The sequence below is a fragment of the Kallipyga massiliensis ph2 genome, from assembly GCF_000311985.1.
Taxonomy (GTDB): Bacteria; Bacillota; Clostridia; order Tissierellales; family Peptoniphilaceae; genus Kallipyga; species Kallipyga massiliensis.
Genome location: NZ_HE978585.1, coordinates 249460 through 265538 on the forward strand (window position 1 = coordinate 249460; position 16079 = coordinate 265538).

The 16079-nt window shown below is 57.7% G+C and carries 11 protein-coding genes; 4 read left to right on the forward strand and 7 right to left on the reverse strand.

The window, feature by feature from the left end; genetic code table 11:
* Positions 1-869 precede the first annotated feature (869 nt).
* Both HGKM_RS01035 and HGKM_RS01040 read left to right on the forward strand, forming a co-directional pair.
* Positions 870-2024 (forward strand): iron-containing alcohol dehydrogenase, encoded by a 1155-nt coding sequence (locus HGKM_RS01035; protein WP_019133455.1) that lies wholly within the window; start codon positions 870-872, stop codon positions 2022-2024.
* Positions 2025-2028: 4 nt separating this feature from the next.
* Positions 2029-2610, forward strand: coding sequence for a GNAT family N-acetyltransferase (locus tag HGKM_RS01040; RefSeq protein WP_019133456.1), 582 nt, complete (start codon positions 2029-2031; stop codon positions 2608-2610).
* A 477-nt stretch (positions 2611-3087) separates the two neighbouring features.
* Here HGKM_RS01040 and HGKM_RS01045 read toward each other — a convergent pair whose 3' ends face one another.
* Entirely contained in the window at positions 3088-5178 is a 2091-nt protein-coding gene (locus HGKM_RS01045) for an oxidoreductase (RefSeq protein WP_019133457.1), read from the reverse strand.
* A 174-nt stretch (positions 5179-5352) separates the two neighbouring features.
* On the opposite strand from HGKM_RS01045, the gene HGKM_RS01050 reads away from it, so the two are divergent.
* Together HGKM_RS01050 and HGKM_RS01055 are read left to right on the forward strand one after the other, a co-directional pair.
* Positions 5353-7770: a beta-glucosidase family protein gene (locus tag HGKM_RS01050; RefSeq protein WP_019133458.1), complete on the forward strand. Its 2418-nt coding sequence runs from the start codon at positions 5353-5355 to the stop codon at positions 7768-7770.
* Between the two features lie 221 nt (positions 7771-7991).
* Complete coding sequence (locus HGKM_RS01055; RefSeq protein ID WP_034578861.1) at positions 7992-9377, forward strand: sodium-dependent transporter; 1386 nt, start codon at positions 7992-7994, stop codon at positions 9375-9377.
* Between the two features lie 90 nt (positions 9378-9467).
* Here the strand turns inward: HGKM_RS01055 and HGKM_RS01060 are convergent, their stop codons facing one another.
* The 6 genes from HGKM_RS01060 to HGKM_RS01085 form a co-directional block, all read right to left on the reverse strand.
* Positions 9468-11411, reverse strand: coding sequence for an NAD(P)/FAD-dependent oxidoreductase (locus tag HGKM_RS01060; protein WP_019133460.1), 1944 nt, complete (start codon positions 11409-11411; stop codon positions 9468-9470).
* 74 nt (positions 11412-11485) lie between these two features.
* Positions 11486-12343, reverse strand: coding sequence for an SDR family NAD(P)-dependent oxidoreductase (locus tag HGKM_RS01065; RefSeq protein ID WP_019133461.1), 858 nt, complete (start codon positions 12341-12343; stop codon positions 11486-11488).
* A gap of 875 nt (positions 12344-13218) precedes the next feature.
* On the reverse strand, positions 13219-14346 hold the full coding sequence (locus HGKM_RS01075; RefSeq protein ID WP_034578862.1) for an aspartate-alanine antiporter-like transporter: 1128 nt from the start codon (positions 14344-14346) through the stop codon (positions 13219-13221).
* Between the two features lie 69 nt (positions 14347-14415).
* Complete coding sequence (locus HGKM_RS01080) at positions 14416-14736, reverse strand: DUF2871 family protein (protein WP_019133464.1); 321 nt, start codon at positions 14734-14736, stop codon at positions 14416-14418.
* A 68-nt stretch (positions 14737-14804) separates the two neighbouring features.
* Complete coding sequence (locus HGKM_RS08675) at positions 14805-14942, reverse strand: hypothetical protein (RefSeq protein ID WP_019133465.1); 138 nt, start codon at positions 14940-14942, stop codon at positions 14805-14807.
* An 88-nt stretch (positions 14943-15030) separates the two neighbouring features.
* Complete coding sequence (locus tag HGKM_RS01085; protein ID WP_034579195.1) at positions 15031-15996, reverse strand: 3-hydroxyacyl-CoA dehydrogenase; 966 nt, start codon at positions 15994-15996, stop codon at positions 15031-15033.
* Positions 15997-16079 lie beyond the last annotated feature (83 nt).

Consider the following 16079-nt stretch of genomic DNA (forward strand, 5'->3'; position numbering starts at 1 on the left):
TCCAGAACAGGTTGTGCAAGAGTATTTTGAAGCCGTAGTTGCTTAGGCGATTGCTTTTTCCGGGCGAAAAGGATAGGTGCTTCCTTTCTCCTCGTCAAGGGACGCTCCCTTTGGTCGCTCTTCGCCCTTGACCCGTCGAAAAGGAAGCACCTGGAAAAGAATTGCCGGAAAAAACTAAATGTGTCAGAGCCTTGTGCTGAATGTGTAACATATGTCTTGACAGTTAAGACTGGTATGTGGAATAACTATCTCGTTGCTCTTGCCTTGGGACATTTATTTTGATAATATGTAGATGTATAAAGATATGGCCTGGGTAAACACCCTTTGGGCCACCGTAGGCGGGATGAATATCCCGCCATTTTTTATGGAGATGAAATGCGAGAGCTTAGTATTTTTATTGAACTCAGGAGTTGAAAAGACTTTTTTTAAAATCTATTGATTGAAAACATTGTAAATTGCTAAAAAAAATTGCTGAAAGAAATCGTTGAGGAGATGATCAGAGAAGCGGGTTATTTTGCCACTGTCATACCGGCCCAAACAACGAAATTGGCGGAAAGAGGGGTATCGTCATACCGCTCCAAATAACGAAAACAGCAGGAAGGAGGGGTATTGCCGTACCGGCCCAAATGACGAAAACAGCAGGAAGGAGGGGTATTGCCGTACCGGCCCAAATGACAAAATGGCAGAAAGGAGGGGTATTGCCATACCGGCCCAAACAACGAAATTGGCAGAAAGGAGGGGTATTGGCGGTGCCCTGGGCGGGAGGCGCATGTTAGGTATTGCTTATTATCCAAATATTTGCTACTATTAGAGGGCAGGATATTGTTACTTATTTAACTATCCCTATTTTACCCCTATAAGGAGGACCTATGACTTACTCAATTTTCTCTGTACCCAACAAGATCATCCATGGCGACGGGGCTATGGACTTCCTCTCCACTTTGGATGGCGACCGCGCGGTGATTGTAACCGGCGGCAACTCCATGAAGCGGGGCGGCTTCCTTGATGATGCCAAGGCGTTCTTGGAAAAGGCCGGCTTGGAAGTGGAAATTATTGACGGCGTGGAACCGGATCCTTCGCTCAAGACCTGCTTGGCGGGTGGAAAGAAGATGGAAGAATTTGGTCCTCAGTGGATCATCGCATTGGGCGGCGGGTCGGCCATGGATGCGGCCAAGCTCATGTGGGTTTTCTATGAGCACCCGGGCTATGACTTCCAGAAACTGGCCAACTTCGATAATCCACCCCTGGGCGATAAGGCCAAGATGATCTGCATCCCCTCCACCTCCGGGACAGCCTCGGAAATTACGGCTTTCTCTGTCATCACCGACACCGAAGCGGAGATCAAGTATCCCCTGGTCCACCCCGACTTCGTCCCCTATGCGGCCCTCTTGGATGCTAAGATTCCAGCAACTATGCCTCCCAGAATCACCGCTCAGACCGGGATGGACGTCATGACCCATGCGGTGGAAGCCTATGTATCCACCAATGCGGATGACTACACCGATCCCCTGGCCATCCGGGCCATCCGGCTGGTCTTCGGCTACCTGAAGAAGGCCTTCGACAAGGGCGACGACATGGAAGCCCGTGTCAAGATGCACGACGCATCCACCCTGGCCGGCATGGCTTTCTCCAACTGCTCACTCGGGATCGTCCACTCCATGGCCCACAAGATCGGCGGCATCTTCCACCTGACCCACGGCGAAGCCAACGCCATCATGCTCCCCTATGTCATCGACTACAACCGCAAGGAAACCAACCGCTATGATGAGCTGGAGAAGATCCTAGGCATCGATGACATCGCTGAGGAAATCCGCAAGCTCAACGCCTCCGTTGGCCTGACCGCCTCCATCCAGGAAGGGCAGAACACGGTCATCAAGGAAGAAGACTTCCTGGCCCACCTGGACGTCATGGCCGAGAACGCCTTCAAGGATGCCTGCACCCTGACCAACCCCCGTCAGACCTCTCCGGAAGACATCAAGAAGATCTACGAATGCGCCTACTACGGCAAGAAGGTGGACTTCTAGTCGCATGAATTTCCGCAAGGCGACCTCCCGGGACCTCATGGCCATCGGGGACATCTATAGACGGATCCACGACCATGAGGAGGCCGGCCTCCTGTCCACCGGTTGGATCCGCGGGGTCTACCCCACTTCGGACACCGCCCGGGCGGCCCTGGACCGGGACGACCTCTATGTCCTGGTCGAGACGGACCCGGCCGAGGCGGGCGCAGCAGGGGCGGGCGCAGCAGGGGCGAACCCGGCAGAAACCATTGTTGCCGCCGGGGTCATCAACCAAGTCCAACTCCCGGAACATGAGGAGGCCGACTGGCAGCTGGCGGCGGATGAGGATGAGATCCTGGTCCTCCATACTCTGACCGTGGACCCCCTGCAGGCGGGCCATGGCTATGGTCGATCTTTCGTGGCCTCATATGAGGATTTGGCTCGCGACCAAGGCATGAAAGCCCTCCGGATGGATACCAACGCCCTCAACCAAAAGGCCCGAGCCCTCTATCGCAAGCTGGGTTACCGGGAAGTGGGACAAGTCCCCACTTTCTTCAATGGGATTGACGGCGTCATGCTGGTCCTCCTGGAAAAGGTCCTAAGTGAATAAGAAAACAGCCCTCGTCGGAAATCGACGGGGGCTGTTTTTTTGTGGAGGGGCTTGGCGGGGCTCATGGAGGCGGGGCCGGGGTGCCCTGGCTAGTGGCGAAATCAGGCCCCAGCCAGGGTAAGGGCGCCCTGGCTAGCGAGAAATATGAGCCACAGCCAGGGTTGGGCTGCCCTGGCTATTGGCGAATTTGAGGCCCAGCCAGGGTTGTGGCGCCCTGGCTAGCCGACAACATGAGCCACAGCCAGGGTTGGGGCGCCCTGGCTAACCGACAACATGAGCCACAGCCAGGGTTGGGGCGCCCTGGCTAGTGGCAAAATCGAGTCCCAGCCAGGGTTGTGGCGCCCTGGCTATTGGCGAATTTGAGGCCCAGCCAGGGTAAGGGCGCCCTGGCTAGCGAGAAATATGAGCCACAGCCAGGGTTGGGGCTGCCCTGGTTAACCGACAACATGAGCCACAGCCAGGGATGGGATGCCCTGGCTATATCGCCATGGCCGCCTCATAGGCTTGCCAAATAGCGGTTTTGATGGTGCCGATGGCCTCGCAGTCTCCGATGAGGCGGACCTGGGCGCCGGCCTGGTCTTTGGTCATGAGGGGGTCGGGGCGGTAGCCGACGGCGGAGATGACGGAGTCGCAGGCTTCTTCTTTGACCTGGCCGGAGGGGGCTTTGAAGGCGATGGTGCTTTCCTTGACCTCGACCACCGAGGATTCCAGGAAGACGGGAACCTGGTGGAGGGCGAACCACTCCCGGAGGTAGGAAGAATTGGCCAGGCAGACACCTTTGTTGGCGATGAGGTCCTCCTTCATTTCAATAATGAAGGGCTTTTTGCCTTGGAGGGCCAGTTCATAGGCGATCTCGCAGCCGGTCAGGCTTCCGCCGATGATGGCCACCCGGTCGCCGACTTCGTGACCCCGGAGGAAGTCGGTGGCTTCGATGGTCCGGTCGAAGCCGGGGATATTTTTCAGGACCAGGGGCTTGCCGCCGGTCGCCACGATGACCGGCTGGCCGCCGAAGTCGTGATCAGGCCGGATGTCCTGGTTGAAGTTCACGGTAATATCCAGACGTTTCATTTCCCCCCGATACCATGCCAAAAGGTCCCGCATGGGTTTCTTATAGCCCTCGGCCCCGCCGGGGATGACCACCCCGCCGAGCTCGTCGGTCTTCTCATAAATAATAGGCTCATGGCCCCGGAGCTTGAGGACCCGGGCCGCCTCCATCCCGGCCACCCCGCCCCCGATGATGTGGACGGTCTTGGGCCGGTCGGTCTTCTGGATGTAGTGCTTGTCCCACTGCATGGTCTCCGCATTAACCGCGCACCGAGAGAGGTTGAGGGAGTCGTTGAGCTCCTGCATGTTGGGGGTTCCCTTCCACTTGCTCATGTTGAAGCAGGCATTGTGGCAGAGGATGCAGGGGCGGATTTCCTCCTCCCTGCCCTCGATGATTTTGGTCACCCACTCCTGGTCGGCCAGGAAGGCCCGGGCGAAGCCGGCACCGTCGATGGTCCCCTGGGCGATCTCCCGAGCGGCGACATGAGGATTCATCCGACCACCGGAGACGACCGGGATGTCGACGGACTTCCGGATTTCCTTGACGTCCTCCAGATTGCAGTTTTCCGGCATATAGATGGGCGGATGGGCCCAATACCAGGCGTCATAGGTCCCATTGTCGCAGTTGAGCATGTCGTAGCCCGCCTCCTGGAGGTGGCGGACGGCCCAGCGGGATTCCTCCATGTCCCGGCCGGCTTCCTCCGCCTCTTCACCGGGCAGGATGCCCGACCGGAAGCCCTTGGTCTTGGACTGGACGGAATAGCGGAGGGAGACCGGGAAGTCCTCCCCGCAGACCCGTTTGATTTCCCGAACGATGTCCACGGCAAAGCGGTAGCGGTTCTCCCGGCTTCCCCCGTATTCATCCGTCCGCTTATTGATATATTTGAGGGCAAACTGGTCCAGGAGATAGCCCTCATGGACCGCATGGATCTCCACCCCGTCCACTCCGGCTTCCTTGAGGAGGAGGGCCGTCTTCCCGAAGGCCTCCACCATCTCTTGGATCTCCTCCACCCTCATGGCCCGGGAAGGAACCTTATCCGACCAGCGGTTGGGCGAGGGCGAGGCGGATGCGGTGATCTTGTCCAGGTTCATGACCGGCTTGGACAGGACCCGGAGGATGGGGTTGGTATAGAGGGTCTCCATCATGGGGGTGATGGTGAAGGACCGGCCGAAGCCTGCCGTCAGCTGGACAAAGAGCTTGGCCCCCGTCTTGTGGAAGGCCGGCATCCACTCAGCCAGGTCCCGATACATCTTTTTGTTCTTATAGAGCCACTGGCCGAACATGGGGTTGTAGACCGCCTGGCAGCCCGGGAGGACCAGGCCCGCATGGTTGTCCGCCACCGTCTTGATAAATCGGGCCCCGGTCTCATCGAAATGGTTCTTCTCCATCCAACCCAAGAGATTGGTTCCTCCCATGGAGGTCAGGACAATCCGGTTCTTGATCTCCAGCTTTCCGATCTTCCATGGGGTAAAAAGAGGGGCGAATTCCAGGTTCATCTGGGGATATTCCGGGGTCTGGTTCATGATCGCTTCCTTTCTATCTTCTATCGCTCAAGTCCATCCTGCTTCTTTCTTCTATTTTAACCTAGAATTTTCTTTCCATCGAGAAATCGGATAGACTGAAAGGAGAAAAAAGATGGGGCTCATGGCCCCCCGCAGGGGACATGCGCCGCCGGGTTTGGACGGAAGGAGTGGACGATGGCCGAACGGAGAATCAGAAGAGAAGACCTGACCCAAGCGGAGAAGATCCGCCTGGTGACCGGGATGGGGATGTGGCGGACCTGGGATGGCCAGGGAAAAATCCCCTCCCTCCTCATGACGGATGGCCCCCATGGGGTCCGAAAAGAGATCGAAGGGACTCAATATGACGAAGCGGAACCGGCCACCTGCTTTCCTACCGCCTCCTGCCTGGCCTCATCCTGGGACGCCGACCTGGTGGGCGACTTGGCCAAGGCCCTGGCGGAGGAGTCCATCCAAAAAGGGGTGGACATCCTCCTGGGCCCGGGCGTGACCATGAAGCGGACCCCCCTCTGTGGGCGAAATTTCGAGTACTTTTCCGAGGACCCCTACCTGACCGGGATCCTGGCCACCGCCTATGTAAAGGAGCTCCAGGCCATGGGGGTGGGGGCCTCCCTTAAGCACTTCGCCGTCAACAACCAGGAGTCCAACCGACAGACGGCCAATGCCCAGGTGGATGATCGAGCCCTCCGGGAAATCTACCTCCGGGCCTTTGAAATGGTGGTCAAGGCGGCCCAACCCGCCACCATCATGTCCTCCTACAACCGGCTCAATGGCCGGTATGTCGGCGAATCCGCCCGGCTCCTAACCGACATCCTTCGGAAGGAATGGGGCTTCCGGGGCCTGGTCGTCTCGGACTGGTCAGCCATCATCCACCTGGATGAGGCCATCCGGGCGGGCCTGGACCTGGAGATGCCCGACTCCCTGGGCATCCACCGGGAGGACTTGGAGGAGGGCCTCATGTCGGGCCGGGTTCGGGAGGAGGACCTGGACCGGGCCGTAGACCGGATCCTGGACCTCATCAAGGCTTCTCTGGAGAACCGGGACCGGTGGGCCGGCGGGGCCGGCAAGGAAGCCAAGTCCGAGGAAGCCGTCGGGGCCGCCGACCTGGCCGACCGCCACCACGACCTGGCCCGCCGCATGGCCGGCCAATCCGCCGTCCTCCTGAAAAATGAGGGGGTCCTCCCCCTGGATCCCGCCCTCTCTCCCGAGATCACCGTCATCGGGGCCATGGCCCGGGCCCCCCGCTTCCAGGGGGGCGGGTCCAGCCAGGTCAATGCCCGCCTCCGGCAGGATATGGTGGAAGCCCTGGAGGAGGCCGGCTTCCGGGTGGACTATGCCCCGGGCTACCGGATAGATTCCCTGGAGGAAGACCGGGCCCTGGTGGATGAGGCTCTGGGCCGGATCCGTCCGGATCGGCCCGTCTTCTTTTTCGGGGGCCTGACCGACCTGGTCGAGGGCGAGGGCTTCGACCGGGCTGACCTCATGCTCCCGGCCAACCAAATCTCTCTCATGGACCGGGTCCGGGACAAGGCCGACCGGGTCATCTACCTCTCCTTTTCCGGGGCCCCCTATGAGGTCCCCTTTGCCGACCGAATGGATGCCATCCTCCAAGTCTACCTGGCGGGCCAGGCCTGCTCGGAGGCGGTGGCCGACCTGGTGACCGGCCGGGTCAATCCCTCGGGACGGCTGGCGGAAACATGGCCCCTCCGCTTAGAGGATGTGGCCTCCAGTCGCTCCTTCGACCGGACCTCCAAGGACCTGGAGTACCGGGAAAGTCTCTTTGTCGGCTATCGTTATTTCACCAGCTATGAGGTCCCCACCCTCTTCCCCTTCGGCCATGGCCTCTCCTACACCGACTTCGCCTACCGGGACTTCCGGGTCCTGGACCAGGGGCGGACGGTCCGGGTCCGGGTGGAAAACACGGGCCAACGGGCCGGCCGGGAGGTCGTCCAGGTCTATGTGGAGAACCCTGACCGGGGCCGGATCCAAGCCCGCCGGGAGCTCCGGGGCTTCTGCAAGGTCCACCTGGATCCCGGCCAATCCCGGGAGGTCGAGATCCCCCTGGATGACCGGGCCTATGCGGTCTATGAGCCGGGCCGGGGCTTTGTCCAAGTTGCCGGGATCTACCGGGTCCAGCTGGGCCGGTCGGTCGAGAATATTCTTATGGAAAAAGAGGTCCAAGTCGATGGCCTCAGCCTTCCCGGCCATGACCGGGAGTCCTATCCCGACTTCTACCGGGAGGGTCCCCTGGAGGTCAGCCGGGACACCTTCCGCCGCCTCTATGGCCGCCCCCTCTCCCACTTCGACCGCCAGGGAAAAGGCGACTACAGCCTGGCCTCCACCCTCAACGACATGGCTAAGACCTCCCGCATGGCCCGCCTAACCCGGGCCCTGGTCACCCGGGCCATCTACCGGATGTTCCCCAACCGCCGGCCGGAAGACCCCCAAGTCCAGATGATGATCCATGGCGCCACCACCGGCCCCATCGATGCCGTCGCCTGTCAAAGCGGGAGCCGGGCCATCTACCGCCTGGTCTGCCTGACCGTCAACCTGGCCAACGGCCGCTTTTCCTTTGCCAAGCCCCGGCGGCGGTAAGGGGAATGAGCCGTATGCTGGCCGCCTCATGGCTCGCCCCCGCCGGCCGGCCGCCGCCATATGCCCCCACCCCCTCTCACAAATCTTTTCCTCATAATTATGAAATAAAATAAAAAATACTGGAAATTAATTAGAAGAAGGAGTAGAATACTAGGTATTATCGTAAAGCTCGGGAGGACTTCCGGGCAGAGGAATTGGTCTGTGAGAGAAATGAGGGCGAGATGAAAGAGAAGAGTAGTTTTACCGGACAAATGGGTTTTGTGTTTGCGGCGGCGGGGTCTGCCGTCGGCGTAGGGAACTTGTGGCGTTTCCCCTACCTGGCCGCCAAGGATGGCGGAGGCATTTTCCTTCTCATTTACCTCATTCTTGTCTTTACGGTGGGATCGGTTCTCTTGACCTCCGACCTGGCCATCGGCCGGCGGACCGGGATGAGTGCCATCCATGCCTATGAGACTATGCATAAAAAATGGAAGTTTTTGGGAGTCCTGACCTTCCTGGTCCCTGTTTTGATCATGACCTATTATGCGGTCATCGGGGGTTGGGTCCTTAAGTACATCCTCCTCTTCCTTCAGGGGGATATGGGCCAGGCGGCCCAGGATGGCTGCTTCACCTCCTTCATCACCGACCCCTCCTCCCTGGGCTATGGCCTGGTCTTCATGGGCCTGACGGCCGCCATCGTCTTTGCCGGGGTGGAGAAGGGGATTGAGGGCGTCTCCAAGATGGTCATGCCCATCCTTTTGATCATGGTGGTGGGGATCGCCATCTTCTCCCTGACCCTGACCTCTGTGGCGGAGGACGGGAGCGTCCGGACCGGGATGGAGGGACTCATGGTCTACCTGACCCCGGACTTCACCGGCATGACCCTCTCCCGCTTCCTGCAAATTACCCTGGATGCCATGAGCCAGCTTTTCTTCTCCCTGAGCGTATCCATGGGGATCATGATCACCTACGGCTCCTATGTCAAGCCGAACGTGGACCTGGGCAAGTCCGTCTCCATGATTGAGGGCATGGACACCCTGGTCGCCCTCCTGGCCGGTGTCATGATCATCCCGGCCGTCTATGTCTTCCTGGGAATGGAGGGGATGTCCGCCGGCCCGGGCCTCATGTTCATCTCCCTGCCCAAGGTTTTCGCCCATATGCAGCTGGCCGGCCGCCTGGTGGGCCTGGTCTTCTTCGTCCTGACCGCCTTCGCCGCCCTGACCTCCTGCATCTCCGTCCTGGAATCCATCGTGGCGAATGCGACGGAAATCCTCCACACCAATCGGAAGAAGACCATCCTGGTCCTCTCCGCTATCTACCTGGTCGCCACGGGGGTCATCGCCCTGGGCTACAGCAAGTTTTACGTCGAAGTCCCCCTGCCCAACGGATCCACGGGCCAGCTCCTGGATATCATGGACTACATCAGCAACAGCTTTATGATGCCCCTGATCGCCCTCCTCTCCTCCATCCTCATCGGCTGGGTCGTCAAGCCCAAATGGATCCTGGAAGAAATGGAGCGCTCCGGACATCCCTACTCCCGCAAGGGCCTCTATGTGGTCATGGTCAAGTACTGCCTCCCCATCATCATGTTCATCCTCTTCCTCCAATCCACCGGCCTCATGGCCTAAGATCGGAAGCCCAACCGGCCCAAACAAGCAATAACCCCGCTGCAGACCAATCTGCAACGGGGTTTTCTTTTGTCTGAAATTCAGGAATTCCTAGACCAGAGCCATGGCCGACTCATAGGCCTGGCCGGTCGCTTCCAGGATGGACCCGGCCTTGTTGATATCGCCACAGGCGAAGACCCGGTTGAAGTGCTTGTTATACTCATCCACCAAATCCGTCTGGCCCCTGACTCCGGTGGCATAGACGACCAGGTCGCAGTCCAGCTTGGTCTTATCGCCGGTCTTCACGTCCTCGATCTCCGCCTGGCCGGCTTCCATGGCCACCAGCTTCTTGTTGACCAGGATGTCGACCTGGTTCTTGGTCAGGGCTTCCACCAATTTATACTTGACAGAAGGATAGACCGAATCGGCCACCTCCCCCTTCATCTCTACGACCTTGACCTGGTTGCCCAGCCCTTCTTCCGAAAGAAGCTCGGCCACTTCCAATCCGGTGACGCCGCCACCGATGACCAAGATCTTTTTCTTCTCCGGCTTGATTCCTTCCCGGAGGATTCGGTCCCAAACCAGGGTATCCATGGCCTCGGATCCCGGAATGGGGAAGACCATAGGCTGGCCGCCATGAGCCAAGAAGACCGCATAGGGCTCTTGGGCCTGGATCTCTTCCAGGGTTGCCTCATGGTTGAGGACGACCTCGATGTCCCGCTTCTCCACCTGGCGGATCAGGTAGTCCCGGTATTCCCTGATGAGGTCTTTGTGGTTGGCCATGGACGCCATGGTCAGCGCGCCGCCCAGGGCCTCTCTCTTTTCATAGAGGGTGACCGCATACTTCCGGTCGGCCAGGGTGATGGCGGCTTCCATGCCGGCCGGGCCACCCCCGATGACCACGACCTTTCTTCCCTCGCCGCAGGGGTTGAGGTCTTGGTAGATGTTCTCCCGACCCAGGCGGGGGTTGATGGCGCACTTGAGCCGGTGGAGGGCTCCGATCTCCTTGAAGCAGTAGAGGCAGCCGATGCACTTGCGGATGTCCTCATCCCGTCCCTCAAAGGCCTTGTTGCCGAATTCGGCATCGACCAGCTGGCCACGAGCGGAAGCGATAAAGTCGCAAACTCCCTCTTCCAGCATTTTCTCCGCCACGGCAGGCCGCTTGATGTTGTTGACGGCGATGACCGGGATGGAGACAGCCTGCTTGATGGTCCGGGCTAAGTTCCCCTTCCATCCCTCAGGGATGGAGTAGGGTTCGATGATGGTCAACCCGCTCTCATAGGTCCCGCAGCTGATGTTGAGGGAATCAACACCCAGTTTTTCCAGGGCCTTGGCGATTTCCACGACTTCGGGCAGGTGGTTGCCGCCCTCCACAAACTCATCGGCACTCAGGCGGACGCTGATGGGGAAGCCGGGGCAGACGGACTTGATTCCCAAGATGATTTCCGTGATAAAGCGAAGGCGTTTCTCGAAGCTCCCGCCATATTCGTCGGTTCTTTTGTTGGTGTGGAGACTGAGGAATTGGTTGAGCAAGTAGCCATGCGCCGCATGGAGTTCCACCCCATCCGCTCCGGCCATTTGGGCATACTTGGCGGCCGTGACGAATTTCTTGACCAGGCCCTTGCACTCTTCCGTGGTTAGGGCCCGGGGCATTTCCTGGGTGACCTGGCAGGGGATGGCGCTCGGGGCAACGACGTCCCGGCCATCCATCATGTAGGACTTGGTCTGACGGCCCGGATGGTGGAGCTGGACGAAAACCTTGGACCCATGCTTATGGACCGCTTCCACCAGGTTCTCCAAGGCGTAGACGTGGTGGAGCTTGGTCAGGGCCATCTGGTTGGGCATGCCCACCCCGTGTTCATCATCAACCCGGCAAATTTCCGTGATGATCAGCCCGCAGCCTCCGCGTGCCCGCTCCTCATAGTAGCGGATGATCTTATCACCGGCATCGCCGTTAGCCTCAGCGAAGCCGGACCCCATGGCGGGAAGGACCAGGCGGTTCTTCAGGTGGGCGTTCCCGATTTTTCCGGGTTGAAAAAGTAACTTGTTTTCCATACATCCTCCTCTAGCGTTTTCTTTTTCTGTCTATCTTTGGCTGCCGGCCTCCATGAGCCGATCGCCATAGCCTATTATTGGACGTCGCCGTAGTCGATGGGCCTTTCCATGTCGGCTTCGAATTCCCCTTGCTTGCGGATCAGGCCATCATACTGGTCGTGGGTCAAGATATAGAACTGTTCCTTGCCTAAAGCCTCGAAAACCTGGGGAATGACCTCATCCAAAGTCTTTCCGCCATCCAAAACCTGCTTATTGAAAGCGGAATAGGTCTTGTAGGTTTCGCTGTGGTACCAGGGCTCGTCTTCAATCTTGAAGCGCTCCGGACGGTGCTTGTCCGTCTCATACATCTTGGTCTGGACAAAGCCGGGGCAGAAGACGGCAATATCAATGTCCGCCTCAATCTTCTTCAACCACTTATAGACCGCCTCCGAAAGGGCTACGGCGGCGTGTTTGGTCGAGAAGTAAAGCGGGGCGGACTGGGAAGTGATGATGCCCGCAATCGAGCAAACATTGAGGATCTGGCCATGAGTCTTTTGGTCCAGCATCTGGGGAATAAACCGCTTCATCATATAGACATGGGCAAAGTAGTTGACCGAGGTGACCCAGTGGAGGTCCTTTTCGGTGAACTGGTTGATCTCGCCCAATGCGGATACCCCGGCGTTGTTGACTAAGATATCGCAACGCCCGTACTTGTCCATGGCCTCAGCGAAAATCCTGTCGCACTCCTCCGGAAGGCTGACATCCGCCTGGAGAGCATGAGCCTCTCCGCCCTTTTCCCGGATCTCTTGGGCAACCTGGGCGACGTCCTCCCCTTCAATATCGACCAAAAAAAGCTTGGCCCCTCTCTCCGCCATCCCTAGAGCTAAGGCTTTCCCGATGCCGTTCCCCGCACCGGTAATCACCGCCACTTTCGATTGGTAGTCGGTAATCATTACATAACCTCCTTAAAAACGATATTCAGATTGTCAAAAAAATATTGATCACTATCCATTATAGGTTATAAAGCAATTTTCCACTAGTCACAAAAAGACTTGCCGAGTGGCGGTCGGAAGGGGGGCTGGGGAGCTTGGGAGGGGCTGCCCTGGCTAGCTGAAAACATGAGCCCCAGCCAGGGTAGGGGCGCCCTGGCTAGCAAGAAATATGAGCCATGGCCAGGGAGGGGGCACCCTGGCTAACGAGAAATATGAGCCACGGCCAGGGAGGGACTGCCCTGGCCAGCTTAAAATATGAGCTCCAGCCAGGGAGGGGCTGCCCTGGGAAACCTCATGAATCCGCCATCTCCCAGGGACTCCATTCCCTGGGAAACCTCATGAATCCGCCATCTCTCAGGGACTCCATTCCCTGGGAAACCTCATGCTTCGCCACTTCCCAGGAAGGCTTCAGAGGTGAAAACCCTGTCAACTTGAAGATTCTCAAGACTATCAGGGGGGCGAATCCCTGACAATTCGCAAAATCTTAAAAATGGCAGGGACGAAATTGACCCTGATAAATGAGCAGATCGTAAGATTATCAGGGGAAAAACCCTGTCAATTTGAAGGATCTTAAGAAAATCAGGGCTGAAAAAGGCCCTGATAAATCGCTTAGTTTCAAGATTATCAGGGGTCCAGAGCCCTGACAATTACTCAGATCTAGTGATTGTCAGGGTCGAAGAGCTCCCAGAAGCCAAACAGCTGATGAGTTCAGAGCTGGTGGCGGCCCATGAGCCCCCCCATGACCCCCCCATGAGCCCCGCCCCCAACAAAAAAAGCTGTATCCGGCGGTCAATTGCTGGATACAGCTTTTCTTTACCAATAATTCTCTGCCGGTCTTAGTGGACGCCGAAGAAGAGCCAGATAATCTGGGGCATGAAGACCAGGAAGATGGTGGCGATGGGCTGGGTGGCGGCGTAGTAGGACGATACGCGGTCATCCTGGGTGACTTCCAGGAGGGCGCCCAGGGAAGGTGCCGAGGTCATGGACCCGGTGGTGGTTCCCAGTGCACCGAAGAGAGGAAGCTTGAAGATATAATAGGCCATGAGGAAGCTCAAGACGGAGGTGAGGAGGGTAATCATGACGCCGGCGAAGAAGAGCTTGATGCCGTATTCGCCAACGACTTCCACAAAACCTGCGCCGGCGTTGGTGCCTGCTCGCATGAGGAAGAAGGCCAGACCCAGGTCACGGATGAGCTGCATGTTGGACTTCTTGTAGGTGAAGTTGACGGGGCCGATGTGGCCGAAGTGACCCAGGACGATGCCGGCGATGATGGAGCCGCCGCCTGCACCGAGGGAGACGACGACCTTATCGCCAACGGGGAGCTTGAGTCCGCCGAGGACAGTGCCGAGGGCAATGGCCACGGCGACGCCAAAGAGGCCGTGGGGTTCAAAGTTCACCAGTTTCTGACCCAGGGTTTCGGCTACATTCTTGGATTCGGGGACGGTCAGCTTCTCATTCTCCACGTCCCGGTCAGCGCCCATAATCTTGGGAAGGATCTGGACCAGGAGAACCACGCCCAAAACGCCGAAGGCATAAGCAATACCATAGCCCACGCCGGGCAGGGGGGAGTCGGTCAATGAAGTGACGGTTCCCAACATAGCGGTGGAAGTTAATGCGCCGGTTCCCAGTCCCAGAGCCAGCTCGATCGGAATATCAAAGAGTTTGTTCGACATGACGATGGTCACTCCGCCGATGATGCAGGTGACGATGGCGATGACCAGGAACTTGACGCCGTTTTTCTTAATGTTGTTGACAAAGGTTGGGCCGGCCATGAGACCGATCGGGGCCAGGAACAAGACCAGGCCGATGCTGCCAAGGATGGGTGGGATTTCCGTCCCAAAGTGCCCGAAGAAGAGGGAGACGATCAAGATGGCGGATGCGCCAAACTTGACTCCCAGAATATTCAGGTGACCCAGAAAATACCCGATGGCCATGATGAGAAACATCGCAGTAATTGTACTCATAAGTCCTCCTATACTGTTCATAAAATAGAAACAACCTGCAGCTGAAAACAAATAAAATAAAAGGAATAATCATGTTTTCCGCTGGCTTAATTTACACTCCATAGTATAGCAAAAGACCCAATGTTCATCAATTTTTCCTGTCACACCTGAGAGGGGCAGGTCCATGGACCGGGAGAGGTCCACTCCCAAAACCCGGATGATCCCCCGGACAAAAAGAGTCAGAGTCAGGGCCAGGATGGGAAGGCCCAGCTTGTAGAACCTCATAAATATACGAAATTTCTTTTCTTCTTCCAGCCTCATGCTTTGGGAAAATAAAGTAATGAGGAGAAAGATGACCGTTCCCAAAAGGAAGAGGTGGGGGTGGAACCTTGGAAAACTAAGAACCGCCATCTCCCAGGGATGCCCAACCCTGATAATATAGATGATTTTAAAAAAACAGGGTCAGAAACCCTGATAATTTATTTGTTCTCAAATATGTCAGGGTCTGGAGCTCTGATAAACAGCTCAATCCCAAGATTTTCAGGATTGAAGGTTTCCCCAGCCTCCTTCAGCGTTCCCCCAGCACATAAAAAGAGCCCGGCTGCTGCAATCAGCAACCGAGCTCTTCTTCATCACTTCATTTCCGGGGCTCGCCCAACCGGGCTTCCCCTGCCGGGATTTCCCCTTGCGGGGCCATGAGCCATATTATTTCTTATAGTCGTAGAATCCCTTACCGGCGTTGACGCCGGTTTCTCCGCGGTCCATCTTCTCCTTGATCATGGTCAGGATCTTGTGGTTGAGGGAGTCCGGGTCCTGGGCATCGGGCTTCATGGAGCCGATGTTATAGACCGTCTCCAAGCCGACAACGTCCATGATCTGGAAGGGGCCGGCGGGAGCGCCGGTGGCAATCCGCCAGGTCATGTCGATGGTCTCGGGATCAGCAACGCCCTTCCCCCAGAGCTGCTGGGCAGCATCCAGCAAGGGAACCAGGAGGGAGTTGAGAACATAGGCGGGCTGTTCTTTGTGGAGCTGGATGGGGACCATCTGGATTTCCTGGGCGAAGCGGACCACCGCCTCATAGGTCTCGGCGGACGTGCCCGGATGGCCCATGCACTCGGCGGTATTGTGGGCCCAGATTTCATTGGCAAAATGCAGGGCCATGAACTTCTCCGGCCGGCCGGTATATTCGGCAAAGGTCGAGGGCAGGAGGGTGGAGGAGTTGGTGCAGAGGATGGTCTTCTCGTCCATCTTATCTTTGATCTTCGTGTAGAGGTCGATCTTGGCCTGGGGATTCTCCGCCATGGCCTCGATGACGATGTCCGCATCGGCCAGGGCCTTGTCAATGTCCAATTCCAGGTGGATCTTCTCTTTAAAGTTCTTCTGGGCCATGGCCATGAGGTTATCAATCTCCTCAGCCGTGACCTTGTTCCAGTCCTTGATCAAAGCCCGGGGATAGAGGTAGGCCCCCAGTGGGTTCCCGATCAAGGCCTTGGCTCTGGCCAGGGATTCGATCATCTGCTTGCTGTACTTCTCTAAGCGGGGCTGGGTCCGACCGATGGTCCCCTCACTCCGCATCCACAGGGTGGTCTCGTGGCCGGTGTAGGCACTCATAAGGCCGATCTGGGCACCTAAGACGCCACCCCCTAAGATAACCACTTTTTTAAATTCCATGTCCGCTCCTTTCTGAAAAACAAAGTTTTCCTCTTTCCCCGGCTTGACTTCCTCATGGTCCGGGGAATCCGTTTGCCTGTCAA